Origin of the sequence: Paramicrobacterium fandaimingii (assembly GCF_011751745.2) — a bacterium.
Lineage (GTDB): Bacteria > Actinomycetota > Actinomycetes > Actinomycetales > Microbacteriaceae > Paramicrobacterium > Paramicrobacterium fandaimingii.
On the sequence record NZ_CP061170.1, the window covers coordinates 59,047 to 83,377 of the forward strand.

General features: G+C 63.3%; 28 protein-coding genes and 2 pseudogenes. 15 read left to right on the forward strand and 15 right to left on the reverse strand.

What is annotated here, in order from left to right; genetic code table 11:
• Nucleotides 1-178 precede the first annotated feature (178 nt).
• From HCR84_RS00265 to HCR84_RS00275, 3 genes are read right to left on the reverse strand one after another with little or no spacing between them, the layout of a single operon-like run.
• Nucleotides 179-1,363 carry an MFS transporter gene (locus HCR84_RS00265; RefSeq protein WP_166983060.1) on the reverse strand — a complete coding sequence of 395 codons (1,185 nt, stop codon included), beginning with the start codon at nucleotides 1,361-1,363 and terminating at the stop codon, nucleotides 179-181.
• The gene (locus tag HCR84_RS00270; RefSeq protein WP_166983059.1) at nucleotides 1,360-2,544 is read right to left on the reverse strand and encodes a Gfo/Idh/MocA family protein; all 1,185 of its coding nucleotides are present in this window, start codon (nucleotides 2,542-2,544) and stop codon (nucleotides 1,360-1,362) included. The genes HCR84_RS00265 and HCR84_RS00270 overlap by 4 nt, the downstream gene beginning before the upstream one ends.
• 34 nt (nucleotides 2,545-2,578) lie before the next feature.
• Entirely contained in the window at nucleotides 2,579-3,319 is a 741-nt protein-coding gene (locus HCR84_RS00275) for an SDR family NAD(P)-dependent oxidoreductase (RefSeq protein WP_166983058.1), read from the reverse strand.
• A gap of 123 nt (nucleotides 3,320-3,442) precedes the next feature.
• Here HCR84_RS00275 and HCR84_RS00280 point away from each other — a divergent pair, with 123 nt between their 5' ends.
• Nucleotides 3,443-4,054, forward strand: a complete 612-nt coding sequence (locus tag HCR84_RS00280; protein WP_166983057.1) for a TetR/AcrR family transcriptional regulator — start codon at nucleotides 3,443-3,445, stop codon at nucleotides 4,052-4,054.
• Nucleotides 4,055-4,175: 121 nt separating this feature from the next.
• On the opposite strand, the gene HCR84_RS00285 is transcribed toward HCR84_RS00280, so the two are convergent.
• Nucleotides 4,176-4,466: a DUF4287 domain-containing protein gene (locus HCR84_RS00285; protein ID WP_166983056.1), complete on the reverse strand. Its 291-nt coding sequence runs from the start codon at nucleotides 4,464-4,466 to the stop codon at nucleotides 4,176-4,178.
• A 50-nt stretch (nucleotides 4,467-4,516) separates the two neighbouring features.
• A complete protein-coding gene (locus HCR84_RS00290) occupies nucleotides 4,517-5,794 on the reverse strand; it encodes an MFS transporter (RefSeq protein WP_166983055.1) in 1,278 nt (425 codons plus the stop codon).
• 125 nt (nucleotides 5,795-5,919) lie between these two features.
• Here HCR84_RS00290 and HCR84_RS00295 point away from each other — a divergent pair, with 125 nt between their 5' ends.
• The 4 genes from HCR84_RS00295 (at nucleotide 5,920) to HCR84_RS00310 (ending at nucleotide 10,680) form a co-directional block, all read left to right on the forward strand.
• The gene (locus HCR84_RS00295; RefSeq protein WP_166983054.1) at nucleotides 5,920-6,657 is read left to right on the forward strand and encodes a hypothetical protein; all 738 of its coding nucleotides are present in this window, start codon (nucleotides 5,920-5,922) and stop codon (nucleotides 6,655-6,657) included.
• Nucleotides 6,654-7,499 (forward strand): methanethiol S-methyltransferase, encoded by an 846-nt coding sequence (mddA, locus tag HCR84_RS00300; protein ID WP_166983053.1) that lies wholly within the window; start codon nucleotides 6,654-6,656, stop codon nucleotides 7,497-7,499. The genes HCR84_RS00295 and mddA overlap by 4 nt, the downstream gene beginning before the upstream one ends.
• Nucleotides 7,496-9,049 (forward strand): HD domain-containing phosphohydrolase, encoded by a 1,554-nt coding sequence (locus HCR84_RS00305; RefSeq protein WP_166983052.1) that lies wholly within the window; start codon nucleotides 7,496-7,498, stop codon nucleotides 9,047-9,049. The genes mddA and HCR84_RS00305 overlap by 4 nt, the downstream gene beginning before the upstream one ends.
• A gap of 131 nt (nucleotides 9,050-9,180) precedes the next feature.
• Nucleotides 9,181-10,680, forward strand: coding sequence for an SPFH domain-containing protein (locus tag HCR84_RS00310; RefSeq protein ID WP_195706670.1), 1,500 nt, complete (start codon nucleotides 9,181-9,183; stop codon nucleotides 10,678-10,680).
• 69 nt (nucleotides 10,681-10,749) lie between these two features.
• Here HCR84_RS00310 and HCR84_RS00315 read toward each other — a convergent pair whose 3' ends face one another.
• A complete protein-coding gene (locus HCR84_RS00315) occupies nucleotides 10,750-11,388 on the reverse strand; it encodes a TetR/AcrR family transcriptional regulator (RefSeq protein ID WP_166983051.1) in 639 nt (212 codons plus the stop codon).
• 85 nt (nucleotides 11,389-11,473) lie between these two features.
• Here HCR84_RS00315 and HCR84_RS00320 point away from each other — a divergent pair, with 85 nt between their 5' ends.
• Entirely contained in the window at nucleotides 11,474-12,091 is a 618-nt protein-coding gene (locus HCR84_RS00320; protein ID WP_166983050.1) for a hypothetical protein, read from the forward strand.
• A gap of 28 nt (nucleotides 12,092-12,119) precedes the next feature.
• Here the strand turns inward: HCR84_RS00320 and HCR84_RS00325 are convergent, their stop codons facing one another.
• The gene (locus HCR84_RS00325; RefSeq protein WP_166983049.1) at nucleotides 12,120-12,518 is read right to left on the reverse strand and encodes a GlcG/HbpS family heme-binding protein; all 399 of its coding nucleotides are present in this window, start codon (nucleotides 12,516-12,518) and stop codon (nucleotides 12,120-12,122) included.
• Nucleotides 12,519-12,553: 35 nt separating this feature from the next.
• Complete coding sequence (gene fdhA / locus HCR84_RS00330; RefSeq protein ID WP_166983048.1) at nucleotides 12,554-13,774, reverse strand: formaldehyde dehydrogenase, glutathione-independent; 1,221 nt, start codon at nucleotides 13,772-13,774, stop codon at nucleotides 12,554-12,556.
• A 139-nt stretch (nucleotides 13,775-13,913) separates the two neighbouring features.
• On the opposite strand from fdhA, the gene HCR84_RS00335 reads away from it, so the two are divergent.
• Nucleotides 13,914-15,167: a helix-turn-helix transcriptional regulator gene (locus HCR84_RS00335; protein ID WP_166983047.1), complete on the forward strand. Its 1,254-nt coding sequence runs from the start codon at nucleotides 13,914-13,916 to the stop codon at nucleotides 15,165-15,167.
• Nucleotides 15,168-15,188: 21 nt separating this feature from the next.
• Here the strand turns inward: HCR84_RS00335 and HCR84_RS00340 are convergent, their stop codons facing one another.
• A complete protein-coding gene (locus HCR84_RS00340; protein ID WP_166983046.1) occupies nucleotides 15,189-15,809 on the reverse strand; it encodes an ArsR/SmtB family transcription factor in 621 nt (206 codons plus the stop codon).
• A gap of 106 nt (nucleotides 15,810-15,915) precedes the next feature.
• Between HCR84_RS00340 and HCR84_RS00345 the strand changes: the two genes are divergently transcribed.
• Complete coding sequence (locus HCR84_RS00345) at nucleotides 15,916-16,170, forward strand: hypothetical protein (protein WP_166983045.1); 255 nt, start codon at nucleotides 15,916-15,918, stop codon at nucleotides 16,168-16,170.
• Between the two features lie 16 nt (nucleotides 16,171-16,186).
• On the opposite strand, the gene HCR84_RS17560 is transcribed toward HCR84_RS00345, so the two are convergent.
• The 4 genes and pseudogenes from HCR84_RS17560 to HCR84_RS00355 form a co-directional block, all read right to left on the reverse strand.
• Nucleotides 16,187-16,540, reverse strand: a complete 354-nt coding sequence (locus HCR84_RS17560; RefSeq protein WP_244972633.1) for an ATP-binding cassette domain-containing protein — start codon at nucleotides 16,538-16,540, stop codon at nucleotides 16,187-16,189.
• A gap of 15 nt (nucleotides 16,541-16,555) precedes the next feature.
• Nucleotides 16,556-16,630 (reverse strand): annotated as a pseudogene (locus tag HCR84_RS17705) (hypothetical protein); the annotation flags it as partial.
• A gap of 152 nt (nucleotides 16,631-16,782) precedes the next feature.
• Nucleotides 16,783-17,010: pseudogene (locus tag HCR84_RS17710) on the reverse strand (ATP-binding cassette domain-containing protein); the annotation flags it as partial.
• 126 nt (nucleotides 17,011-17,136) lie between these two features.
• Nucleotides 17,137-17,697 carry a TetR/AcrR family transcriptional regulator gene (locus HCR84_RS00355; RefSeq protein ID WP_166983044.1) on the reverse strand — a complete coding sequence of 187 codons (561 nt, stop codon included), beginning with the start codon at nucleotides 17,695-17,697 and terminating at the stop codon, nucleotides 17,137-17,139.
• A gap of 96 nt (nucleotides 17,698-17,793) precedes the next feature.
• On the opposite strand from HCR84_RS00355, the gene HCR84_RS00360 reads away from it, so the two are divergent.
• The gene (locus HCR84_RS00360) at nucleotides 17,794-18,636 is read left to right on the forward strand and encodes an alpha/beta fold hydrolase (RefSeq protein ID WP_166983043.1); all 843 of its coding nucleotides are present in this window, start codon (nucleotides 17,794-17,796) and stop codon (nucleotides 18,634-18,636) included.
• Nucleotides 18,637-18,716: 80 nt separating this feature from the next.
• Here the strand turns inward: HCR84_RS00360 and HCR84_RS00365 are convergent, their stop codons facing one another.
• Nucleotides 18,717-19,688, reverse strand: a complete 972-nt coding sequence (locus tag HCR84_RS00365; RefSeq protein ID WP_218043598.1) for an NAD(P)-dependent alcohol dehydrogenase — start codon at nucleotides 19,686-19,688, stop codon at nucleotides 18,717-18,719.
• Nucleotides 19,689-19,783: 95 nt separating this feature from the next.
• Here HCR84_RS00365 and HCR84_RS00370 point away from each other — a divergent pair, with 95 nt between their 5' ends.
• From HCR84_RS00370 to HCR84_RS00380, 3 genes are all read left to right on the forward strand, one after another.
• Entirely contained in the window at nucleotides 19,784-20,476 is a 693-nt protein-coding gene (locus HCR84_RS00370; RefSeq protein ID WP_166983042.1) for a TetR/AcrR family transcriptional regulator, read from the forward strand.
• A gap of 103 nt (nucleotides 20,477-20,579) precedes the next feature.
• Nucleotides 20,580-20,885: a hypothetical protein gene (locus HCR84_RS00375; protein WP_166983041.1), complete on the forward strand. Its 306-nt coding sequence runs from the start codon at nucleotides 20,580-20,582 to the stop codon at nucleotides 20,883-20,885.
• Nucleotides 20,886-20,981: 96 nt separating this feature from the next.
• Nucleotides 20,982-21,398, forward strand: coding sequence for an NUDIX hydrolase (locus HCR84_RS00380; protein ID WP_166983278.1), 417 nt, complete (start codon nucleotides 20,982-20,984; stop codon nucleotides 21,396-21,398).
• Nucleotides 21,399-21,485: 87 nt separating this feature from the next.
• On the opposite strand, the gene HCR84_RS00385 is transcribed toward HCR84_RS00380, so the two are convergent.
• Entirely contained in the window at nucleotides 21,486-22,004 is a 519-nt protein-coding gene (locus tag HCR84_RS00385; protein ID WP_166983040.1) for a DNA helicase, read from the reverse strand.
• 104 nt (nucleotides 22,005-22,108) lie between these two features.
• On the opposite strand from HCR84_RS00385, the gene HCR84_RS00390 reads away from it, so the two are divergent.
• From HCR84_RS00390 to HCR84_RS00400, 3 genes are all read left to right on the forward strand, one after another.
• Nucleotides 22,109-22,651, forward strand: a complete 543-nt coding sequence (locus tag HCR84_RS00390) for a peptidylprolyl isomerase (protein ID WP_166983039.1) — start codon at nucleotides 22,109-22,111, stop codon at nucleotides 22,649-22,651.
• 155 nt (nucleotides 22,652-22,806) lie between these two features.
• On the forward strand, nucleotides 22,807-23,526 hold the full coding sequence (locus tag HCR84_RS00395; RefSeq protein ID WP_244972533.1) for a rhomboid family intramembrane serine protease: 720 nt from the start codon (nucleotides 22,807-22,809) through the stop codon (nucleotides 23,524-23,526).
• Nucleotides 23,527-23,586: 60 nt separating this feature from the next.
• Entirely contained in the window at nucleotides 23,587-24,219 is a 633-nt protein-coding gene (locus tag HCR84_RS00400; protein WP_166983037.1) for a TMEM175 family protein, read from the forward strand.
• Nucleotides 24,220-24,331 lie beyond the last annotated feature (112 nt).

Consider the following 24,331-nt stretch of genomic DNA (forward strand, 5'->3'; position numbering starts at 1 on the left):
GAGCGCGCAGACCGTTCAGGGTGACGTCGAGCAGGCGTTCTGCCTGTTGTCGCTGGTCGCCGCTCACATCACCGGTCTACTGAACGGCATCGGCGCGGTGCTCCCCGGAACACGGGGAGCACCGTGGCAAGATTGCAATGTCGCGAACTGTCCCAGATCAATTCCTTTCAGGGGCGGTTCAGCGGGCGCGTTTGAGCGAAGTGAGAATCACCCCTCCTCCGATGGCCGCGACCGCGCCCACCAAGAGTGATGCCGTCACGTATACCCCGTCGACGAGCACTCCGCCTGCCACAGCACCGACGGCGATTGCGAGGTTGCACACCGTGACGATGGCCCCGCTGACCTGTTCGATCCGCATAGGCTCAGACCTGGCGCCCCAGCTGAGTACCGTTGTGGGAACACCGCCGAAGCCGAAACCCCAGAGCGCAGCGGCGAGGAAAAGCATCGCGATCGATGCTCCGCCTGCGAACATGACGAGCATTCCTGTCCCGAGCACGACCGGAAACAGGAAAAGTCCAGTGCGGGGGAATCGATCTGCCAATGGTCCGGCCGACAAGGTGCCGAAGAAATTCAGAACGCCGAACACGAGCAACAGCGCGGTAAAGGAGCTGGCGTCCATGCCCGCCGAGTCCTCGGTAGCGGGCCGAATGTAGGTAAAGCCGCTGAAGTGTCCGCTGAAGACGAGCAGGATCCCCAGCAGCCCAGCAATTACGAACGGCGACCGCAGCACCGCACCGAGTGCCCGCAAGCTACCAGCCTTTGCTGGCGCGACGCGAGGCAGCGTCAATGCCTGGGCGGCCAGAGCAAGTGCCCCGACGCCGGCGGCAATGAGAAAAACGGTTCGCCAGCCCCAGAAATCTCCGAGCACGGCGCCGAGCGGCACAGCTCCGACGGTGGCGAGAGCCACTCCCGAGTTGATAACGGTCAGAGCGCGGCCGAGGTGTTCCGGTCGCACAAGGTGTGCGGCGACGGCTGTAGCCATCGCCCAAAATCCGCCAAGCGCAATACCGAGCAGTACGCGAGCGAGAAGCAGGATTACGAGGTTCGGCGCGATCGTGACGATGAGATTTGAGGCGATCGAGAGCACAATCAGGCCCAGCAAGACGCGACGGCGGTCGGCACGGGGCAGCACGACTGAAATAAGCAGCGCCGACGCGGCTGCCGCGAATGCCGTCACGCTGACCGCTTGACCTGCTGCGCCGGTCGATACATCGAGTCCGTGAGCGATACGCGGCAGCAAGCTTGCTGGGAGAAACTCCGACATGATCAAAGTGAAGATGCCGAGGCCGAGGGTGACGACCCCTGCCCAGGACTCGGGTCCCGGGCGGGACGTCACGGGCTGCGTCACGAGATGGTTGGTCATGGTGTGTCCTTGTTGAGTTTCGTGTACGACGAAGGGGAGGGGTATGTCGTCTCGGTTGGTGCCGGGACATTGTGAGGCTCGAGCGCGTTGAGGCTCGCTGAGAGCCGGAGCCGATGCCCCGTGGCAGCAGACTCTGATATCGCGTCGAGGAGGCGGTGGCGTTTCACGGCGTGAGCGAAATCCGGCACAGTGCTGGCACCGCCGCGCAAAGAGTGGCGAATGCCTGCATACGCGTGCGCGAGCGTGTGGATCGCGGTCCCTGCGAGGCTGGGGTACGCGTCGTACGCTGCAGGCGGCTGCAGCGTCGCCATCGGCTCGTTGCCGCGTTTACCACGGATGGTCACCGGCGCGATATGGGGGTGATTGGTAGCGGATGCTTCGAGCGTGCCCGCGGTGCCGTCGACGATCATCGAGAATCCGGGACCAGAAGATGTGCCACCCCGTTGATGAGCCGAGAGGACACCTCCGCTCGGAAGCGAGCCGGAAATCGCGATCTGGTCGTCCGCTGTCATCGGCACGAGCCGCCCCGTGCGTCCCAGGGAGACGTAGGGGTGGCGGAGGGCGGTGGTGGCCACGACGTCGCGCAGTTCGCCGGTGACCATGAGCACCGGGTCGATGGCATGGCCAAACCCGATGCCCAGCATTGTCGCTCCCTGATCTCGGTCGAGCGTGTACTGGGCGTCAGGGAGGATTGGAGAGCCCCATTCCGAGACGGCTGAGAGCACGGATGCAGAAAGCACCTCACCGACGTAACCATCCGATACCAGGTCGGCGATCCAGCGGAAGGCAGGTGATGACCTGCCCTGCAGGCCTACGAAGCTCGGAAGACCTGTTGCTGAGTCCGCCATCTCAACCGCTTCTCGGAGACTGACGGCGAACGGCCATTCACAGAAAACCGACTTACCGGCAGCGGTTGCGGCGAGGACGAGCTCACGGTGGCGAGGCGTCTTCACGGTGACCACAACAAGGTCGATATCCTCGGCATCCGCTAATTGCGTGACCGAACTGTACGACCGGGCGCCGTACCGTTCGCTCGCCGCTCGGCCAGCGTCGACTGAACTTGCCACGAGTCCACGGAGCTCGAATCCGCCAACCGCGCCCATCGCGGGGAGATGGGCACTGGCTCCCCAACCACCACGTGCACTCAGTCCGACGATTCCGACGCCGATAGGATCGCTCATGCCGCTGCCTGATTGCTCTGGTCGATACCCATCGCTAAATCTGTCCCAATCCGCCGTCGACGTAAAGATTGGTGCCGTAGACGAAGCTGCTCTGGGAGGAGGCGAGGAACATGACGGCGGCCGCTACTTCGTCCGGGTCCCCGGCGCGTCGCGCGGGAATGCCGGCCGCGACTCCCGTGATCATTTCGTCGGAGCGCTCGCCGAAGGCCGCTTCCCAGAACGGAGTATCCACGGGTCCGGGGGAGACGACGTTCACTCTGATTCCACGGTGGCCGAGTTCGCTGGTCCACGCCCGTGCGTAGGCACGCACCGCCGCCTTCGACGCACCGTAGGCGCTCATGCCTGCGGCCCCGCCGTCGCCGGCTGTTGAACCTGTGAGAATCACCGATGCACCGTCCGTGAGTAGAGGCAGAGCCTTCTGGACCGTGAAGAATGTGCCCTTGACGTTGATATCGAAGATGGAATCGTGGACTTCTTCGGTCGTTTCCTCCAAGCCCACGATCGCGTTGATGCCAGCGTTGGCGAACAGTACGTCGAGGCCCCGCCCTCGCTCCTGCACCCGCTCGTAGAGACGATCCACATCACTCGCAATGCTGACGTCTCCGGGCACCGCAGTTGCGTTGCCGATTTCGGCGACAGCCTTGTTCAGCTCGGTCTCGCGTCTGCCCGTGATGAACACGTGTGCGCCTTCAGTAGCAAGTCGCTTTGCCGTTGCCAGGCCAATTCCCGCATTGCCGCCGGTCACTACTGCCGTCTTACCGTCCAACTGACCCATCGTGTTCTACTCCCGTTCTTGAGGATGTGATCTGCAACCACAAATTATTTAAGTACTGATCGATACAGAATAGGACATTATCATGTTCTGTATCGAATGGTACGAAATTGATACGATGGGGTCATGACTCAGGTAAAGGCGCAACCAGGCCGACCTCGCGGATTTGACGCGGAGGCAGTGCTCGAACGTGCGATGCGCGTCTTCTGGGAGCAGGGGTATGAAGGAGCGAGTCTCAGTGATCTCACGGCGGCGATGGGTATCACTCGAACGAGCATGTACGCGGCGTTCGGCAACAAGGAGGAGCTTTTCCTCAAGGCCCTTCAGCGCTACACCGATGGGCCCGCGTCGTACGCCGTCCGAGCGCTCAACGAACTGACTGCGCGCGAAGTCGCTGCAGCATTCCTCGCCGGGGCGGTCGAGGCGACAACGCATCCCGGAGACCCGTCAGGCTGCCTCGGCGTGCAGGCCGGTCTGGCGGTGGGACCGGCATCTCGACGAACCCAGGAGAGGCTCGCGGCTTGGCGAAACGACGCGGCTGCGCTTCTCGCAGAACGATTTCGCCGCGCACTGAACGAGGGCGATCTCCCGCACGGGGCCGATCCCGGTCTCCTGGGTCGCTATCTCGTGACGGTGGGGAACGGCATTGCGGTTCAGGCAGCGAGCGGCGTAGAGCGCGAGACTCTTGAGTACGTCGCGGATCTTGCGCTGCAGTCGTGGCCAGGGAGCACGAGGTGACTTGCCGGCAATCATCATGGCCCGGAAATGCCGGAGGCGAACCGGGCGCTCTGCCGTATCGCTCGCCGAGATCGCGTACACGGAATGCGGCGGTGACGGAAAACGCCTAGTTCCTTGTTAGTCAGCCGTTCGGATTCGTCGCCGCGCCGTCGAGCCAGAGGGTGTCGCTGGCATCGGTGTGCGAGCCGGATGTCCCGACGTGTTTGCTGCTTATCTGCGGCCCCTTGGTGATGACGTGCACGAGCGCCATTCCGTGCCCGCGCCCGAGGTCGTAGTCATCTCTCAGCCATTCGAGAATGGGGCCCGCTTTCGTTCCTGGGCCGAAGCTGCGCTCGGCGGCGCGATCGATGAGCTGACGCGGGGTGAGCCCCGTTTTCGCTTCGATGTTGTCGAGGTACTTCTGGAATGACATGCGGTTCTCCTCTGAGCTGAATCGCGTCGATGCCCTCAATGAGCATGATCCTACGGCGTCGAGCGGCGACGAGCCCAGAGCAGCACGGGAATCAGAACGAGAGACAGGATGCCGCCGCCGAGCGCGAGCACCTGGTAGCTTGCCCCGGCCATCACAACGCCAGACATCGCTCCGCCGCCGGCACCCGACAGCGCGATGAGCACGTCTATCGTGCCTTGCGTTCGAGCTCGATTCGCGGGAACCGTCGCGTCGACGACGAGAGCCGTTCCTGAGATCAGTCCGAAGTTCCAGCCAATTCCGAGCAGCACGAGGGCGAGAATCAGCATCCCGAGCGAATCTCCGGGTGCGGTCGCCGCGACGACGCCGGCCGTCAGGAGCGTCACTCCAGACGCCACGACGAGGGGCGTGCGCCCAAGCTTGTCGACGAGCACCCCTGTGATCAACGAGGGCAGCCACATAGCGCCGATATGAAAGCCGATCACCAGCCCGACAGCTGCAATGCCGTGGTGGTGAGCGCGCATATGAATCGGCGTCATCGTCATGATCGCGACCATCACGATCTGTGTCAGCACCATTACCGTCGCACCGACGTAGGCAGAGATCCCGACGCGCGGGATCGTCAAACGGGACGTGTGCGCGGTTGACGGGTCATTGTCAGCGGAGGCCGCGGCAAGCCGCTTCGCAAGCAGATACGGGTCGGGGCGAAGAAAGATGAACAGCACGATCCCGGCTGCACCGTAGGCGACGGCGGCGAGCATGAAGGGCCCTGCAAGCACCGGAACTCCGACGGCGGCGGCCAACTCGCCGAGCGGTTCGATGAGGTTCGGTCCGACGACGGCGCCCAGGGTGGTGGCGACCATCGCCATGCTCGTTCCGAAGCCGCGTCTGTGCGGAAGCGCGAGGTCGCTGCCCGCGTATCGTGCCTGCAGGTTCGTTGCCGTGCCCGCTCCATAGATCAGCAAAGAGAGAAAGAGCAGAGGGATGCTGTCGATGACCGCCGCGACAACGACACCGAGCGCGCCAAGGCCACCGGCGATGAACCCGAAGGCAAGCCCGACGCGGCGGCCGAAGCGCTGCGTCGAACGGCCGATGAGGTACGCGGCGAGTGCTGAGCCCAGGGTGAAGAGACCGGTTGGAAGCCCAGCGAGACCTTCAGACCCCAACATGTCTTCGGCGAGCAGTGCTCCGACAGAGACCCCCGCTGCCAGACCAGTGCCGCCGAGAATTTGGCTCACGATCACGACAGTGAGTGTGCGCTTGTGAACGCGGCCGCGTTCCGACGCAAGGGTCACGAACGATTCCGAACCGTTGCCCTTTCGCACTCCCATGGAAAAGAACTTTAGTCGAGGACGGGTTTTGTGGTGCAGGTGGGCGAGCCACCTCGCGTGAGTCATCCATCGAAGTGAGGCCGATGCCTCATGCGTGAGCTGCTCACCGCGCTCAGCATGGGGGTATGAACGCACAAACGCCGAGAGAATCGGTAGAGAAGCTACAGGCGAATCGCCGCGTGCTCGATGGCGACGATGAGCGATTCACCGGCTACGGCATTATGGGAATGCCGTTCGCATCTGGGCACTACCTCACCTATCGAGACATGGTGACGAGCTCGGTTGGGCCACCGTATCGGGCAATCTGGCACCGGGATCCAAACGGCAGCTGGACGATCAGCACATCCCAGGCACCCGAGGTCTCATGCCCGCGCTACTTCGGCTCGGCGGCCCGCGTGGAACGGGTGCCGGCAATCGACGTGAGCTGGGTCACGGATCATGATTTTCAGGTGAACCTCGGCGACGAGCTCTCCTGGCAGATCGCTCTCGCAGCGACGCCTGCGACCCGCGCGATGACGGCAATGGGGAGCACAATGCCCACCGCAGCATGGACGAGCCCTTCGGTGCTCCGGTCGATGGGACCCATGGCGCGCGCCGTGCTCCGGTCGGGACGTGTTCGCCTCTATGGAGTCACACCGAATGGCCCGCGGTTCAAGGCCGCCCCGCTTCAGATCTGGCGCGTCGTGGGTACGCGCGCGATGTGGCGGGGGCTCGAACTGGGGGCGCATGCGCCGTTGAGTAATCAGACTCGACTTGCTGATTTCTGGCTCCCTCAGCGCGGGCTCTTCTTCATCGGTGACGCTCGATTCAGCGCGGCCCACACGACAACAACGAGCAGTCACGAATCGCGGATCGCATCATGAGAGCTCCGACACGGCGATTACGATTCGACACGACGGGTCGGGTGCTGGGCCTCGTATACGGAATAGTCGTCTATACGGCATTCATCGCTGTCTTCGCCTACAGCATTGCATTCATCGAGAATGCCTCGATTGAGGTAGCAGGCATCCAGGTCGTCCCGCGTACCGTCGATGACGGCGGGCCCATGACACCAGGTGTCCTGTCTGTCGTGATCGACGCGCTTTTACTTTCGCTCTTTGCCATCCAGCACTCGGTTATGGCGCGCTCGACGTTCAAAGTCTGGTGGACGAGATTCGTGCCTGCACCCCTCGAACGCAGCACGTACGTTCTTCTTGCCACCGCCTGCCTGGCGGCACTGATGTGGTGGTGGCACCCGATCCGCGTCGTCGTGTGGGACGTCAACAATGATATTGCACACTCCGTGCTCATCCTTGTGTCTCTGTGCGGATGGTTGATTGTGCTCTTGAGCACCTTTCTCATTGACCATTTCGACCTCTTCGGTCTGAGACAGGTTGTTGCGAATGCGCGGAGACAATCTCAGACGTCCCCGCAGTTTGTCATTCCGTTTTGGTACCGCCTCGTGCGTCACCCGATCTACGTTGGCTTCCTGATCGCCTTCTGGGCAGCGCCAGTGATGACGACGGGGCACCTGCTGTTCGCAGGCGCAAGCACTGTATACATCGTGATCGGAATCCAGCTGGAGGAGCGCGACTTGGTGGCTGCCTTCGGCGACGACTATGTGTCGTATCGCAACCGTGTGCCGATGCTGATACCGGGACGTCGGCGTCGCAGGGGCGACAGAACCAACACGGCGGAGCTACGCGGTGGCACAATCAAAAGATGAACGGGTCCTCGATCGAGGCGCGAAGGGCCGATGTCCTTGCCGGGCTGTCGGTAGCGATCGATCTCGGCCTCGGCCAGCCCGCCGAGCACATGCTGCGTTCTGCAATCATCGCGTGTCGTCTTGCCGACCGGCTCGGCCTCGGGCGACGTGAACGAGCGACAACCTACTATGTGTCGCTGTTGATGTGGATCGGCTGCCACGCTGATTCCTCGGAGTACGCTCGCTGGTTCGGCGACGACATTGCGGTTCGCCGCGATTCGTACCTTGTCGATTGGTCGGGGCTTCCCTATCTTCGATTTCTCATGGGCAACGTCGCTCGAGGAGAATCGATGCAGCGCCGGGTCCACGTCATGGCAACCCTCATTCGGGATGCTCGTGGGCAACTCTCTGCGCTCATTCACTCCCACTGCAGCTCCGCCAGTGCGCTCGCTCGGCACATCGGAACCAGTGACGACGTCGCGAGTGCGCTGGAGTACACGTTTGAACGGTTCGACGGCACCGGACTGCCCGCGGCCGTCGCTGGTGATGAGATTCCCGTCGAGATGCGCGTTGCCCAGGTGGCAGACAACGCAGAGGTGCATCATCGAATGTACGGTGTCGCCGGTGCCGTCGCCATGGTGAATGGGCGCCGTGGGGGCCATTTTGATCCGGCGATTGTCGACGCCTTCGACAGCGACCCTGACGGGCTCTTCCCCGCTCCTGGCGAAGACTCGTGGAGTTCAGCGCTCGCGTTGGCACCAGACGCCGATCGACCTCTCGACGATTCAGAACTCGACACCATGCTGCGGGCGATCGGTGACTTCGCCGACCTGAAGTGCCCGTTCGCGTTGGGGCACTCGCGCGCTGTTGCCGAGCTCGCAGCCCACGCAGCCGCGATACTCGGACTCGATGACTCTGACATCACAACGATCCGGCGTGCTGCGTACGTGCATGACGCAGGCAGGCTCGGCGTGAGCAACCAGATCTGGTCGAAGTCCGGTGACCTGACAAAGGCGGAGTGGGAGCGCGTCAGAATGTACCCTTACCTCACTGACCGCGTGCTGTCGCGAATCCCGGGGTTTGGTCGCGTGGCAGTGATTGCGCGGTGCCATCACGAGCACGTGGACGGCAGCGGCTATTCGCTCGGCCTCGCGGGGGCCGCCCTTGGGCGTGCCGAGCGACTCCTCGCCGCGGCCGATGCCTATCAATCGTCCCGTGAGCCGCGCCCGTACCGTGCGGCGCTGGCTCCACACGCGGGTGCCGAACGCCTGCTGACCCGTGTTCGAGCGGGAGCCCTCGACGATGAATGCGTCACCGCCGTTCTCGCCGCAGCGGGGCACGGTGGAACGGTGAGACATGATGATGCATTGACGCGCAGGGAGACCGAGATTCTTGGGCTCGTGGCGCGAGGCTTGTCGAATCGCGAGATCGCAACACGGCTGGTGATCAGCGAGAAGACGGTTCGCAATCACGTTGAGCGCACGTACATGAAGATCGGTGCGACGAATCGCGTCGGTGCGAGCCTATACGCGCTGCAACACGGGCTCGTGTCTCCCGGGTACCGGTCATGATGACCCGGCATCGGGATGCGTTTCGATCGCCGGATTGACTTGGAGCTGTTCCACAGATCTGATGTTCGGCTATGCATCGCGGATCAGTTCAGACATGATTGGAGGTACTGCATCAACAGCTGGGAGGCTTCATGGAATACGCCATAGCGGGCGGCGCACTCGTGCTGGTCGGGATCATCGCGGCGATTGTCGTTGTCGTTCTGATCATCGCCCTGATTATCGCGAAGATGTGGATCAAGGTTGCACGATCAGATGAGGCGCTCGTCGTCTCGGGCAAGTCGAAGAAGAGCAAAGATGAGTCGTCACTCGCCGTCATCGTCAATGGCAAGGCTCTCGTCAACCCGCTGACACAGCGTCACGAGATCATCTCCCTGCGATCGCGTCAGGTGTCAATGCAGGCGGAAGCACAGTCGTACGACGGCGTCACCCTCGAGGTCGAGGCTGTCGCCATGGTGAAGATCGGCTCGACCAAGCAACTCGTGCAGCGAGCAGCCGAGCGCTTCGCGTCGCAGGACAAGGCGATCGAGCAGTTCACGACCGAGCAGCTGGAAGGCGCCCTGCGCGGCATCGTCGCGACTCTCGCCGTCGTCAGCCTCATGCGCGACAGAAAGAAATTCTCAGACCAGATCGCTGCGGATGTCTCGGGCGAGCTCGCGGATCAGGGTCTGATTCTCGATTCGTTCCAGATCAAGGGCATCACCGACGATCTCGGTTACATCGCCTCGCTTGGTGCACCGGAAGTGCAGTCCAAGCGTCAGGCGGCGGAGATCGCCGCGACGAACGCCGAGCGCGCGATTCGTAAGCAGCAGATCACCAACGACGAGGCGAACCTCGTCGAGCAGACGGCGTATGACACGAACGAGGCGGACTCGAAGGCCGAGGTTGGGCAGGCGAACGCACGCGCCGAGCAGGCCGAGGCGCTTGCCCGTGTGGAGGCCCGCCAGGACGTTCTGCAACAGGAGGCCGAGAACAAGCAGGCGCAGCTCGACGCCGACGTCAAGCGTGTCGCCGATGCAGCTCAGTACGAGAAGGAGCGGGAAGCCGACGCGAAGGCGTACACGCAGGTCAAGGCCGCAGAAGCCGAAGTGAAGATCGCCGAGAGCGAGGCTGAAGCGATCAGAGAGCGCGCCAAAGCCGATGCTGAATCCGTGCAGCTCGCGGGTGAGGCGAAAGGCGCGGCAATTCGAGCTGAGGCAGAAGCGCTGCAGGAGAACCTCGAAGGAATCATCGCCCAGCGCGCCATCGAAATTCTGCCTGATCTCATGGAGCGCTTCGCTCAGGGTTACTCGCGAATCGGAACGATCAGCGTCATCGGTTCCGGTTCCGGTTCCGGTTCTGACTCGTCTCCAGCGGGAAGCCAGTTCTCTGGTGAATCCGCGTCGGCAATGCGCGGGGTCTTCGAATCCGTCAAAGAAGCAACAGGAGTCGATCTTGCCAGCGTCATTCAGGGTCGCGTGACGGGCAGCGCCATCGGCGAAGGAATGCGTGAGCCGTCACCGCCGTCACCCGAGTCAGAACGTCCGCGCCACGCGCCGTCGACCGATGCAACACCGGATGCTGCCGACGCCGCCGATGCGGCAACGGACAGCCAACCGGGCTCCGGCGACGACACGTCGGTTACCGACAGCTGATTTCGCGGCAGAGCACTGTGGGCGAGCGCAACGCGCTCGCCCACAGTGCTCTGCCCCCATGGTGCTCTGTCATGGCTTTCTGGTCGGCGTCTGGAGAATCTGCTGCTCGAGCGTTTCGGAGAGCCATGACACGTACGTCGCCGTGCTCCATCCGCATTCCTGCACAGCATTCAGGTACATTTCGATGCCCGTCAGCATCCATGCCCTGTCTACCGCCTCGGCCCGCGCCAGGTCGTGCCTGAGTGCGCCGTGCTCCGCGAGCCGGTCGACGAGCGAGGAGAGCGCTGCGCGGCGCCGGGCATTTCCCTCGGCAGCCATGTCGGAGGCTTCGCCAGTGAGCTCACTGGCGAGCGACAGTGTCGGCATGCTTGCGCTGAAGAAGGCGGCCGTCCATTCGGCGAAGGCACCAAGTATTGCGGTCGGGCGCCGCTCTGAAGCAATGCGCTCACGCCAGATGGAGGCGGCGGATGACTCTTCCATCTGCTCGACGATGGCGCGAGCCACGTTCGCCTTCGAGCCGAACGTTGCGTAGATGGTCGGTGCCGAGACATCGGCACGTGCGGCGATCGACGCGATGGTGGTCGCCGAGAACCCGCCCGATTCGAACAGTTCGCTCGCGGCATCCAGAATCGCTCTGCGTGTGTGCGCGGCACGGGACTCACGCACGCCTGAACGATACCGCCGGGTGGCGACTCCCTGCTTCTTCATGGCGGATTCTCCCTCTGCGCTTGCGCTAAACATATTCGATATAGCAGACTATAGCGAATTGGTCACAGGCGACAGGGGGTCCACAATGACGAGCTCGGCAGAATCGACGACGCAGGCCGCTCCGGTGCAGGGACGCGACATCGGGTCGCAGATCAGCGGTGTGTTCGGAACCGTGTTCGTGTGGGTGAACTCGGGAGGTTTGCCGACCGCTGTGCGCATAGCATGTGTGCTTGCCGCGTGTGCTGCTTTCGTTGTGATCCTTGTGCTGAGCCTTCGCAGCTACAGGGCTCAGCGCCTGGACGCTTCCCCCGCGGCCGAAGCGGGGGCTGGCGCACGGAGCAAGGGCGAAAGGCAGGCCGGCCCATTCACCCGCGCGTATTGGATCATCGTGTTCATCGAGATGATCGCACTTTTCGGCGGCGGCCGACTCATCACGAGAGTGTGGGGGCATTCGGAGCTCGGCGTCGCCTGGGTCGCGTTCGTTGTAGGCACGCACTTCTTCGCCCTCGCGCATATCTTTCGACTCGCGCGTTTTCACCTTTTAGGTGCGATCGTTACCGTGCTCGGGCTGGCCGGCTTTGCTCTCTGGCTCGCTGATGCTCTCGGTGCCATCGCGATCGTCAGCGGCGTAGCATCCGGATTCGCTCTGCTTGCCTTCGGATTGTGGGCGTACGCGCCAAAGCGAACGCAGCCTTCCGCCTGACGGCAGAAGGCTGCGATTCGACGCGGCTTCAGAACCCGGCGACGCCGGCCTCGGCAACCGTCTGGTCTTGATCTCCAGAGCCGCCACTGACGCCCACGGCACCGACAACGGCACCATCGCGCGTCAGCGGAATGCCACCGGCGAAGATCGCCACCTTTCCGTTGTTCGTTGCATGGATGCCGAAGAACTGCTGCGTTGGCTGGGAGTTCTCGCCGAGATCTTTCGTGGCGATGTCAAACGCTCTCGACGTCCAGGCCTTGCTGATCGAGATATCGACGCTGCCGATCCACGCTCCGTCTTGGCGCACGTGGGCGACGAGGTTTCCCCCGGCATCGACGACCGCGATGTTCATCGGCTGGCCGATTTCGTCTGCGCTCCGCTCGGCGGCGGCGATGACACGACGAGCATCTTCGAGAGTGACTGTCATGGGCATTCTCCGTTCTGTTGTTGGTTGAAGACGGGTCAGGATGTCTTGATGTACCCGTTGGGGTTGAGCACGTACTTCTGTGCTGCCCCCTGGTCGAACTCGGCGTAGCCGCGAGGTGCGTCTTCGAGCGAGATCGGGGTTGCCTTCACTGCCTTGGCGATCTGCACCTTGTCGTGAAGGATCGCCATCATCAGCTGCCTGTTGTATTTCATCACCGGGCACTGACCCGTTGTGAACGACAGCGACTTCGCCCAACCGAGGCCGAGCCGCAACGACAGCGAGCCCTGCTGAGCTGCCTCGTCAACGCCGCCCGGGTCGCCCGTGACATAGAGCCCTGGGATGCCGAGGGCACCACCGGCCGCCGTCACGTCGAACAGCGAGTTGAGCACCGTCGCCGGAGCTTCATGCTCCGAATCGGCACCATGCCCGCGTGCTTCAAAGCCCACGGCGTCGACGGCGGCATCCACCTCGGGGAACCCGAGAATCTGCTCGATCTGGTCTTTCGGGTCACCCTTCGAAATGTCAACGGTCTCGCATCCGAACGACCGCGCCTGCGCAAGCCTGTCGGCATTGAGATCTCCGACAATCACGGCTGCGGCACCGAGAAGCTGGGCGCCGACGGCGGCCGCAAGTCCCACGGGTCCCGCACCGGCGATGTACACAGTCGACCCCGGCCCAACCCCGGCCGTGTAGGCACCGTGGAATCCCGTTGGAAAGATGTCAGACAGCATCGTCAGGTCGAGAATCTTCTCGAGAGCCTGGTCGCGGTCGGGAAACTTCAGCAGGTTCCAATCGGCGTAGGGCACGAGCACGAATTCGGCTTGCCCACCGACCCATCCGCCCATATCGACGTAGCCGTACGCGCTACCAGGCCGGTCGGGATTGACGTTGAGGCAGATTCCGGTCTTGCCCTCCTTGCAGTTGCGGCACCGTCCGCACGCGATGTTGAAGGGGACAGACACGATGTCACCGACCTTGATGAACTCGACGCCCGGGCCGACTTCAACCACCTCTCCGGTGATCTCGTGCCCGAGAATGAGCCCTTCGGGCGCTGTTGTGCGCCCTCGGACCATGTGCTGGTCAGACCCGCAGATATTTGTGGCCACCGTGCGAAGAATGGCACCGTGGGGAACCTTGCGTCCCACATTCGCGGGATTGACGCCCGGGCCGTCCTTCAGCTCGAACGTGGGGTAGGGAGTGTCGACGACCTCGACGGTTCCCTTTCCTTTGTACGCTACCGCGCGATTTTCAGTCATCATTGACTCCTTGGCATTGCACTGGATCGAGGTGGCGATTGCCACTTACTTGAGCATCTCCCGCGCTTTCGTATAGGTCAATGACCCCATCGGGCGAGACGACCTACCTGTTCGAGTAGCGCTTGCTACGCTCGGCACTATGGCAATGGTGCAGCCGAACGGCTCGTTCCTTCGGGGACTGGTTGGTCTGATGAGTGTTCCCGCGCGCGACATTCCGCGCGAGCTGTCAACGCTGCTGGCACCACATCTCGCGCATTCGGCGCTGATCATACTGACGGCAGACGCGGCAGGCGGTCAGCGGCAGGAGGTCGGCGATGCGGCTTTCGTCGAGGGGGTCACCGCTCTTGACCTCGACCAGATTCGTCGCGACGCCCCAAAAGTGGAGGCCGTTCAGAGGACGGCATTGCACATCGGCGACGGCCTGAGGCCCACCCTTCACGCGCACGCCCGCAATGGTGCTCTTCTTCTGCTCGCCGATCCGGGCCCCCAAGACGTCGATGACCTTGTGCTGTCGACGTGGAACATTGTTGCGCTCTACCTGCAGAAGCGTGCAGACGAAGGGTCACCGCGATACCTGCAGCACGCCCGCGCGGCGGCGGGCATGAGGATGGATGCGCTCACGGAACTCGCTGACGAATACTCGACGACGCTGGAGTCGGTGTTGGCGACGCTGCGCTCCTCCCGTCTTGACGACACGACTGCTCGCACGCGGGCAATCACCCTCGCGTCGGGAGGGCTTGTGCACCTTCGAACGGCGACAGACAGGGCTCGCACGTTCACCGAAGAGCCCGTCACGACGGCGTTTGCTCGTTTGCAAGACGACCTGAGGCCGATTACGCGCTACCGCGACACCGACGTGCAGTTCATCGAGCCGCCGGTCGACGGGCGACCTTTGCCCGGAGAGGTCGCTCATGGTGCGCGCGCCGTCGTGCGCGGCACGATCCTTGCGCTGACCGATCTTCCTGACGTCTCAAAGGTGCGCGTGCAGTGGGATTGCGATGGCGCGAACCTCCTCATGAACGTGCGCGACGACGGGAAAGGCGATCACTCTGAGTCGAGCGTCTTGCTGCGCTTCGTGCGTGAACGCGTGCGCGCTCTCGATGGACACATCGCCGTTGACGCGACGCCGGGGTGGGGAACCGAGATGGCCATCGTCATTCCGCTCGACCCTCCGAGTTCGGTCATCGTCACTTCTGCAATGGCGAATCTGAGTCCGCGAGAGATTCAGGTGATTGAGCTGCTTGCTTCCGGTTACCGCAATCGCCTGATCGCGGAGCGACTGGGCATCAGTGAGAACACGGTGAAATTTCACGTCTCGCGAATTCTTCGCAAGCTGGGAGCGGCATCGCGTTCTGAGGCGATCTCAATCCTTTACGCCGATCACCGAGGGTGATCGTGTGCTCTGCGGTGGCGATCATTCGGGCGCCGGTGCCTCAGTCTCGGGCAAGAGCGAGAAGAAGGCGCGGCTCAACCGCCGTTCGGGCCCGGCCTCGTTGCGCCACCCCGTTCTGAGAAGTTCAAGCTCTGCGCGCTGCAGTGCTCGCGCATAGACCGCCGCTTCGTCGTCGGTGAGCCAGAGCGTCGCCTCGCTGATGCCCACGTAGCTCGTGGTGTCCGCGACTTCTTTCGAACGGATCGCCTGGAGGCGTGCGCGCAGCTCTGAGACGGCAATGCTCGTGAGAGCATCCTGTGCCTCCCACACGCCTTCGGCCTCGCTGCCGTGAATGAAGATCGTCGTGCCCGACGCGCGCCACGGTCGGGTCCGCGAGTCGCCCTCGGTCGGCTCGGCGCGCTGCACCAGCCCTGCCTTCTGCAGGGCCCGCAGGTGGTAGCTCATCGCACTGGGTGTGAGCCCGGTCAGCTCGGAGAGCTCCGTTGAGGTGTGCGTCTGCTGATCGGCGAAGAGCAGATTAACGACGCGTTGGCGTGCCGGGTGGGCCAACGCGCGAATCGCTTCGGCGTCGCGCAGGTGGATCGGGACACTCGGGACGCCGGTCTCGGCGGCGAGCTCGGCTTCGATGTCGTTCCGGGTCATAGGCAGAGTCTACGCGAGATATGAAAATATCCCTTGACATCTCAATTGTGAAGCGTATGCTTCAGATATCTGAAGCAACCCTTTCACAATCGAGCAGGTGGGATTCATGGATCAGTTCAGCCTTTACGCCATCGAGCGTCACGGGGCATCGGCACTCCCGGGTTTCACCGAACACAGCATGCCCGGAACGCGTCGCTATGAGGAATGGGCACGAGTAGACCGGATGCTGCGCGTCGCACGTGAGCACTCAACGGCCCGGCGCCTTGAGCGCAGACGGCGTCGGCTGCAGCGTCGGCTCGCCTCGGTGAACGAGCGGATCGAGGCGCATTCGTGCACGGCTCCCGCCGTTGCGGGTAGTTGACCTGAGAGCGCTGTGTTTATGCGCTCAGTGCTGCTGCAGCATCCGGATCGAACGTGCGGCGCACGGCTCGGGCGCTCCACCGCCCGTCATTCTTGCCCACGCGGATCGGGTGCGCGAATGCGTGCGAGATCGTCTCTGATGTGATGACGTCGTCGGCGAGCCCCGACGCGACACTGGCTCCCTCGGCAATGACGAGAGCATGTGTCGTCGATACGGGAAGCTCCTCGAGGTGGTGGGTGACGAGAACCGTCGCGACGTTTGGGGCAGAGACAGCGAAATCGTCGATGGTCTCGAGAAGCTGCTCGCGCGCAGCCACGTCGAGTCCTGTTGTCGGCTCGTCGAGAAGAAGCAGCTTCGGCTGTGCGACCAAGGCGCGAGCAATGAGCGCGCGGCCACGTTCCCCCTGAGAGAGCGTTGGCCACAGTGCGTCGGAGCGTGACGAGAGGCCGACCTGGTCGATGAGTGCCCGAGCACGTGCTGTCTCATCCGCGGTGGGCTCCCACGCATCGGCAGCTCGATGGTACCGGTGAGGCCGGTGAGCACGACGTCAACGACAGAGAGCGGAGAGCGAACCGGATGCCGCGGGTCGACGTGCCCGATGCCACGTCGCAGCTCCTGCATGTCGACCCGGCCCAGACGTTCGCCAAGAATCTCGACGACACCGGCGGTGGGGTGCGTTCGAGCGCCGCAGAACCCGAGCATCGTCGACTTGCCCGCTCCATTGGGTCCGAGCAGCGCCCAGTGCTCGCCTGCTTGCACGGTAAACGAAATATCGGAGAGAATACGATTGCCATTGCGTGAGAACGAGACGTTGCTCAGGTCGATGACGGCGCTGGTCATTCGAAACGCTCCTTCATGACGGGCTGATGGGTTCGCGTGAGGCGGGCAGCACCGTTGCCGTCGCGGGTGGCGATAGCCTCCACCATAGCGCTGTCGCTCTCTGCGCGAGAACGTACGCTGCAGCGCTCACGCCAGTGCCGCGTCGATGAGCGTTTCTGCCGCTTGGCGCGCCTGCCGCGCGGCGGAGGGATCTGCAGAGATCGCCGCCGTGCTCTGGGCTCCTTCGGCGAGGATCGACAGTTGTGCCGCGAGATTGTCGGTCGCGCCGGCGTCGCGTGTGAGCGTCGACACGTAGCGCTGAAACGAGGCCTTCTGCTCGCGCACGAGCGTCGCCACCTCGGGGTTCGTCCCTCCGAGCTCCCCGAATGCATTGATGAAGGCACACCCGCGAAAGCTGTCTGTCGAGAACCAGTCTTCGAGGTACGTATAGATCGCGAGCAGCCTGCCTCGAGCATCCTCTGGTGCCGTCGCCACCCATCCGGTCAGCCCCGACTCCCACTCGTCTCGCTTGCGAGCGAGAACCGCGGTGATGATGTCGTTCTTGGACGGAAAGAGCGCGTAGAGGCGGCGCAGCGAGACGCCGGCGTACGCCCGGAGCTCGTCCATGCCCACGGCCGAGTACCCCTTCTGGTAATACAACTCTTCCGCTGCAGCAAGTATGCGTTCACGTGCCTCTTCTACGTTCATACTGACAGTGTACTTGACATGAGAACGATCGTTCTCTACTGTGGTGAGCACACAGCGAGAACGATCGTTCTCACACGCATCGAAAGGAAGAGAATCATGGGTTACATCACCGTCGGCGACGAAAATAGCACACCGATCGACCTGTACTACGAAGACCAGGGAACCGGTCAGCCGGTCGTTCTGATCCATGGCTACCCGCTCAACGGACACAGCTGGGAGCGTCAGACGCGCGAGCTCCTTTCTGCCGGCTACCGCGTGATCACCTATGACCGTCGCGGTTTCGGGCAGTCGAGCAAGGTCGGTACCGGTTACGACTACGACACGTTCGCCGCCGACCTCAAGACGGTTCTCGAGGCTCTCGACCTGCGCGACGCGATCCTCGTCGGATTCTCCATGGGCACCGGCGAGCTTGCCCGCTATGTCTCACGCTACGGCCACGAGCGGGTGGCGAAGCTCGCGTTCCTCGCGTCACTCGAGCCGTTCCTCGTCGCCCGTGACGACAACCCGGACGGCGTCCCTCAGGACGTGTTCAACGGCATCGCCGCGCAGGCCAAGGGCGACAGGTACGCCTGGTACACAGCGTTCTTCTCCGACTTCTACAACCTCGACGAGAACCTCGGCTCGCGCATCAGCCAGGAAGCGGTGACGGGAAGCTGGAACACAGCCGTTGCCAGTGCTCCTGTCGCCGCTTACGCCGTGGTTCCCGCGTGGATCGAGGACTTCCGCGCAGACATCGAGGCGGTGAAAGCGAGCGGAAAGCCGGCGCTCATCCTGCACGGCACCGCCGACAACATCCTTCCGATTGACGCCACTGCACGTCGATTCCGGAACGCGCTGCCTGACGCCGACTACGTGGAGATCGAGGGCGCCCCGCACGGGCTGCTCTGGACCCACGCAGACGAGGTCAACGCATCGCTTCTGGCTTTTGTCGGCAAGTGAGCGGATGCTGTCACGCAGCGCCACACATCATGCAGCGCCCCGGAGACTGATGTCGCCGGGGCGCTGTTCGTGCGGCGTACCTATCGCGCGGAAACAGCGAGCACCTGCTTGCCGCGGACGCCGCCTGCCGCGAGTGCGCGGTGCGCATCTGCAATGTCCTCGAGCGAACGCACCGTATCGACAACGGGACGCACCGCCCCTGCATCGACAAGCTCTGCGAGGAGGCGAAGGTTCGCGGCGCTCGGCTTTCCCCGGAAGAAGCGGATGCGTCGAGGACCGTGCACCGTCGACAGCGCAACGTATCCGATGCTCCGGAACAGGTGGGTGAAGTCGAGTGCCACGGCGATCATGCGGCCGCGACGAGCAAGCAGCCGACGTGAGCGGTGCAGATCCCTTCCGACCGTATCGACGATGACGTCGAAGCGCCCGTCGGGCAGCGAACCGTCGCGAGAATAGTCGTGCACGTGCTCCGCACCGAGTTCTGCGACGAACTCACGAGTGCGTGGGCCCGTGACGCCGGTCACCTGGGCACCCAGATGTCGTCCGATCTGCACGGCTACACTCCCCACGCCACCGTTCGCTCCACGCACGAGCAGGCTCTCACCCGTGGCCAGCTCGGCTTTCTCGCGGAGCGCGATGAGTGCGGTAAGGCCACCGGTCAGCATGCTTACCGCCTCCGTTGACGACACCGATTCAGGGGCGTGCGCGATCGCACGTGCGGGGGCGGCGACGTATTCGGCGGCCGCTCCGAGGGTGTCGTCGGGGAGCACTCCCCAGACACGGTCGCCGACCGCGTACGTGTCGACGCCCGTTCCGACCTGGGCGACTTCCCCCGTGAAGTCGATGCCCATGCGCTGAGGAAACTTCTTGCCTGTGATGAGGGACGTTCGGCCTTCGCGTGTGAACAGTTCGCCGCCGTTGACCGTTGTCGCGGCGACCCGTACGAGAACCTCGCCGTCGGACACCGTGGGGTGGGGAACGTCGATGACCTTCAGCATCTCGGGTGAGCCGAAAGCGGTCAGCACAGCGGCGCGCATCGTCCCTGTAGGCATGTCATACTCCGATCGTCAGTGCGACGTGTTTCGCCGCTGTCGAGCACAACCGGCGAAACGGAGGAGCGATTCCGCTTTGGCGTAAAGTGAGAGCCATGTCGGCATCCCGCTCTCACAACACAGCATCCGGTCGCCTCGACGACGGCGCGGACCAGGCGGATAACCGGATGCTGCGCGCCGACGCCGAGCGCAATAAAGTACGCATTCTCGCCGCAGCTCGCGAGCTGTTCGCGCGCGACGGCATCGACGTTCCTCTCGCTTCGATCGCCCAGCAGGCGGGCGTGGGCGTCGCCACTCTGTACCGCCGCTTTCCGACGCGAAACGACCTGATCTCTGCGGCGTTCGTTGAGGAAAGCAAACGGTGTGTCGACGTCGTGCAGCGGAGCCTCGATGATTCCGATCCGTGGCATGGCATCTGCGTTCTTGTCTCAACGGTGTGCAGCATGCAGGCGGTGGATCAGGGGTTCAACCGTGTTCTTGCGTCGCACTTGCCCGGCCTCACCGACGACGAGCAGAGCGACTACCTCTTCGCCCTGGAGTCCCTCGATCGGCTTGTCAAGGCCGCGCACGCGGAGAGGCAGCTGCGCCCCGGCATCACGGGCACCGACATTCTGCTCATCGTGTTGGCAAACAGCGGTGTTGTGAGCCGAGATCCGCGTCGCTCGCTCGCCGCATCCCGTCGTCTCGTTGCCCACCTTCTGACGGCGATCGGGGCCGCTGACGTCGCCCTGCCCCATGCTGTCGGGGAGACAGGTCTTGATGAACTCCTTCGTGAACGACTCGGATGAGGTGGTTGCACTCCCGGGGCGCTTTTCTGCCGCATCCTGCGCACGGGTATCAGCCAGGCAGCATCGGTCGGGCGACACCAGCCGAGGCGCATAGGCTGTGCCCATGACCTCTGAGCGGGCTTCCGCGCCGCGGCGCATCACACTCACCCTCCGCCGCCCCTGGCCGGGATGGCACCCACGACCCACTGTCGTCTTCGCCGGGCGCGGCCAGCCGGCGCAGTGGGGCACCGGCACATGGCAGCTGCCTGACGGCGATGCGACGATCAGCGTCTTTCTGTACAACCGGCTGTGGCGATACGGAGAGGCCGCGCTCGAGCTCAACGCTGACGCGCACGTGGATGCTGTGGAGTACAGCGCTCCGGTGCTGCCGTTTCTGCCGGGCAGGCTTCGTGCGGTGACGCCCGCCTGAGTAGCGCTGCCCGAAAACCCCTCCTCAGCGTGGAACCTTCGCCGACACCGGGCCGCTGCTGGGCAGCATCCAGCTTGTTAGGGTTTCGACATGGGCATGGACATGCGCGTCGCCGCGTACGGAGTCATCATCGATGACGGGCGGATGCTGCTGTCGCACTGGAACGAGGGCGGCCGCCAGGCGTGGACGCTGCCCGGGGGTGGGTTGGAGCCAGGCGAAGATCCCGCGGAGGCCGCGGTGCGCGAGATTCGTGAGGAGACCGGTTACGACGCTGAACTCGACGAGACTCTCGGAGTTGACTCGATTGTGATTCCGACGGTTGCGCGCTTCGCATCAGGCTCGCGCCGACCGCTGCAGGCGCTGCGCATCGTGTACCGCGCCCACATCACCGGCGGGACGCTGGAGTACGAGGTCGACGGCTCAACGGACTACGCCGAGTGGCACAATCTCGACGACGTGGAGTCGCTGCACCGGGTCGACTTGGTGAATGTCGCACTGAGGATGCTGCGCTGACGCGGACTGCGTTCACATGTCAAAAATTGCTCCCCACGGACACGTAGGGAGCAATCTTTGCCACATGAATCTCAGAGCTAGGTCAGCTCAGTTGCTCGGCAGCGAATCGTCGTCGTCGGCGACCCACAGCTCGTCATCGGCGCGGAACGTCTGCCACACGGCATACGCAACGCCCGCAGCGGCAACGAAGCCTGCGGTCAGCGCGATCGCACGCCCTGCCCCGGACTTCTTCTTGGGCTCCGGTGCGGCGACCTTGCCGAACGCCGCCTTGACGCGGCCGTCGCGGGCAGCGTCTCCGAGCGCCATGACGGTGCCGAGGGCGCCGCCCATCGCGGGCAGCACCTTCTTGTCGAAGTTGTGCTTGGCGACCTGGCGAGCGTCGTACGTCGCGGCATCCACGCGGTGAACGACCGGCTGCAGCCTGTCTTCATACGCACGTGCGAGGCGCGGGGCGATCTCGTCGCGGCTGTACGCAGACAGCTGGCGGCTCGCATCACGAGCGACGGAGTTCGCCTGATCCAGCAATTCTTGCTGCGCGGCCCATAGGGCGTTTGCGTCACCCTTGAGGCGTTTCAGCTGCTTCTTGCGCTTGCGTGTCATGCTCACTGGGGGACCTCCATTGATCTCGTGACAAACGATTCACCCTATCTTGTCACGAGAGGCTGGGAGCGTCACAAGAGGCAGGGCATTCATTATGCAAGAATTGACATATGTCTATTCACACCGCTGTCGCCACGATCCACACAAACTACGGCGACATCAAGGTAAATCTCTTCGGCGATCATGCCCCCAAGACCGTCGAGAACTTTGTTGGGCTCGCTACCGGTTCGAAGGACTGGACCGACGAAACCACGGGCGAGACCAAGACGAACACTCCGCTCTATAACGGCGTTGTCTTCCACCGCATCATTCCCGGATTCATGATTCAGGGCGGCGACCCGCTCGGAAACGGAACGGGTGGCCCCGGCTACAAGTTCAACGACGAGATCCACCCGGAACTGGGCTTCGCGCAGCCATACATGTTTGCCATGGCCAACGCCGGCACGATCGCAGGTGAGGGAACGAACGGCTCGCAGTTCTTCATCACTGTCGGTGCGACACCGTGGCTGCAGGGAAAGCACACCATTTTCGGTGAGGTTGCCGACGACGCAGGTCGCAAGATCGTTGACAAGCTCGCCACCGTGCCGACCGACGCACGCGACCGCCCTCTCGACGACGTGGTCATCGAGAGCGTCGATGTCGAGAACGTCTAGCCTGAGGCTCAGTGAGCACCTTCCCGACGGGACGCGAGAACTTCTGCTACCGGCATCCTGATCGTCAGAGCTTTGTGCTCTGCCAGCGATGCGGTCGCACTATTTGCGCTGAATGCCAAACGCAGGCGCCCGTCGGGGTGGTGTGCCCCGAGTGCATGCGTGAGCAGCGTGCCTCGGCACCCAAGGTCAAATCGGCTGCGGCCACCCGCTTTTCGAGCGTCATGCGCCGGGGCTCGGGTCACCCCGCCGTCACCTACGTGATCATCGCGCTGACGCTTTTCGTCTTCGTGCTGCAGCTGCTTCCGCTGGGAGTCACCGACGCCTTGCTGTACGCCGGTGCGTACAGCATCCCCGAGTTCGGCTCTTTCGAACCGTGGCGGATGCTGACCGTCGCACTCGTGCACTCGAAATCGTTCATTCTGCACGTCGCTCTCAATATGTACACGCTGTGGATCTTCGGCAGAATGCTCGAGCCGATGATCGGGCGCTGGCGATTCGCGACGCTCTACGTCATCACCGCCTTCGGCTCGTCCGTGGGCGTTCTGCTGCTCGACAACCCACTGCAGCCGGTGGTCGGCGCATCGGGCGCGATCTTCGGCCTGATGGGGGCGACTCTCGTGATCGTGCACAAGCTGGGCGGAAACATGACGGGCCTTCTGGTGCTCGTCGGCATCAACCTCGTCATCGGCTTCATTCCGGGCACGAACATTGCATGGCAGGCACACTTGGGCGGCCTCATCACGGGCGCGCTCCTTGGCCTTGTGTTTGTGAGCACACGTAAGCGCCGGCAACAGACGCTGCAGAAGCTCGGGGTCGCGGGGGTCGCGGTGCTGCTGCTCGTGCTGACAGTCGTTGGCGCCGTGGTCCGTGTGTAAGCGGCGGCTCGATTCCGCGCGCAGTCTGGTGTGATGAGCCTGGCTGTGCATTAATGAGATATGCTCAGTGCCGATTCCGGAGCCCACGTCACGGCGGAGGAGTACGGGGTCGGCAGGGTTGAGGCATTGTCTGACGGCGTCATCGCGGTTGCCATCACGCTCCTTGTGCTCGATCTGCGTGTTCCCGAGCCGAAAGCTGGCGTGAGCCTGGCTGATCAGCTTGGCGACATGTGGCCCAATTACCTGGCCTATGTCATCTCGTTTTTGGCCATCGGCATCATGTGGATCAGCCACCACGCCACGCTGCGCCGGTTGAGGGCTGCAGATCACGTGGTGCTCGTCATAAATCTGCTGCTGTTGCTGTGCATCGTGGCGTTGCCGTTCAGCACATCTCTCTTTGCGACCTATCTGAACGCGAGCGAAGGGGCGCATGTTGCCGCTGTCATCTATGCGTGCTCGTTCCTTGTCACAGCGCTGATGTTCGTTTCTCTGCAGTACCTCATCGTTGTGCGCCGACCGCACCTGCTGCGCGAGCCGATCACGCCAGTGCAGCAGCGTGCGCTTCTGCGTCGCGGCGCTCTCTCTGCCCCCGTCTACCTCGTTGCCGCGCTGGCTGGCCTTGTGACCCCGTACGCCACCCTGGGCATCTGCGTGGCTTTGGGCCTCTTCTATCTTTTGCGAATCAGGGCGTGACGCGGCTGCGTTCGCATAAGCGAGGCACCCAGCGTGAGTCATTTCACGGCGTCCGTCCACACGTTCTCCACACGTTAACGGGCATTTCTCACACGTCGCCCACAAGCCGTCC

Coding starts and splice junctions, on each gene's coding strand:
- HCR84_RS00295 (WP_166983054.1), top strand. CDS start 5,920: ATGAACGCACAAACGCCGAGAGAATCGGTAGAGAAGCTACAGGCGAAT.
- HCR84_RS00290 (WP_166983055.1), bottom strand. CDS start 5,794: ATGGGAGTGCGAAAGGGCAACGGTTCGGAATCGTTCGTGACCCTTGCG.
- HCR84_RS00340 (WP_166983046.1), bottom strand. CDS start 15,809: ATGACCCGGAACGACATCGAAGCCGAGCTCGCCGCCGAGACCGGCGTC.
- HCR84_RS00310 (WP_195706670.1), top strand. CDS start 9,181: ATGGAATACGCCATAGCGGGCGGCGCACTCGTGCTGGTCGGGATCATC.
- mddA (WP_166983053.1), top strand. CDS start 6,654: ATGAGAGCTCCGACACGGCGATTACGATTCGACACGACGGGTCGGGTG.
- HCR84_RS00370 (WP_166983042.1), top strand. CDS start 19,784: ATGTCGGCATCCCGCTCTCACAACACAGCATCCGGTCGCCTCGACGAC.
- HCR84_RS00365 (WP_218043598.1), bottom strand. CDS start 19,688: ATGCCTACAGGGACGATGCGCGCCGCTGTGCTGACCGCTTTCGGCTCA.
- HCR84_RS00285 (WP_166983056.1), bottom strand. CDS start 4,466: ATGTCATTCCAGAAGTACCTCGACAACATCGAAGCGAAAACGGGGCTC.
- HCR84_RS00395 (WP_244972533.1), top strand. CDS start 22,807: ATGCGTGAGCAGCGTGCCTCGGCACCCAAGGTCAAATCGGCTGCGGCC.
- HCR84_RS00360 (WP_166983043.1), top strand. CDS start 17,794: ATGGGTTACATCACCGTCGGCGACGAAAATAGCACACCGATCGACCTG.
- HCR84_RS00325 (WP_166983049.1), bottom strand. CDS start 12,518: ATGACAGTCACTCTCGAAGATGCTCGTCGTGTCATCGCCGCCGCCGAG.
- HCR84_RS00380 (WP_166983278.1), top strand. CDS start 20,982: ATGGACATGCGCGTCGCCGCGTACGGAGTCATCATCGATGACGGGCGG.
- HCR84_RS00320 (WP_166983050.1), top strand. CDS start 11,474: ATGACGAGCTCGGCAGAATCGACGACGCAGGCCGCTCCGGTGCAGGGA.
- fdhA (WP_166983048.1), bottom strand. CDS start 13,774: ATGACTGAAAATCGCGCGGTAGCGTACAAAGGAAAGGGAACCGTCGAG.
- HCR84_RS00335 (WP_166983047.1), top strand. CDS start 13,914: ATGGCAATGGTGCAGCCGAACGGCTCGTTCCTTCGGGGACTGGTTGGT.
- HCR84_RS00345 (WP_166983045.1), top strand. CDS start 15,916: ATGGATCAGTTCAGCCTTTACGCCATCGAGCGTCACGGGGCATCGGCA.
- HCR84_RS00275 (WP_166983058.1), bottom strand. CDS start 3,319: ATGGGTCAGTTGGACGGTAAGACGGCAGTAGTGACCGGCGGCAATGCG.
- HCR84_RS00280 (WP_166983057.1), top strand. CDS start 3,443: ATGACTCAGGTAAAGGCGCAACCAGGCCGACCTCGCGGATTTGACGCG.
- HCR84_RS00315 (WP_166983051.1), bottom strand. CDS start 11,388: ATGAAGAAGCAGGGAGTCGCCACCCGGCGGTATCGTTCAGGCGTGCGT.
- HCR84_RS00270 (WP_166983059.1), bottom strand. CDS start 2,544: ATGAGCGATCCTATCGGCGTCGGAATCGTCGGACTGAGTGCACGTGGT.
- HCR84_RS00265 (WP_166983060.1), bottom strand. CDS start 1,363: ATGACCAACCATCTCGTGACGCAGCCCGTGACGTCCCGCCCGGGACCC.
- HCR84_RS00355 (WP_166983044.1), bottom strand. CDS start 17,697: ATGAACGTAGAAGAGGCACGTGAACGCATACTTGCTGCAGCGGAAGAG.
- HCR84_RS00390 (WP_166983039.1), top strand. CDS start 22,109: ATGTCTATTCACACCGCTGTCGCCACGATCCACACAAACTACGGCGAC.
- HCR84_RS00400 (WP_166983037.1), top strand. CDS start 23,587: ATGCTCAGTGCCGATTCCGGAGCCCACGTCACGGCGGAGGAGTACGGG.
- HCR84_RS00305 (WP_166983052.1), top strand. CDS start 7,496: ATGAACGGGTCCTCGATCGAGGCGCGAAGGGCCGATGTCCTTGCCGGG.
- HCR84_RS00375 (WP_166983041.1), top strand. CDS start 20,580: ATGACCTCTGAGCGGGCTTCCGCGCCGCGGCGCATCACACTCACCCTC.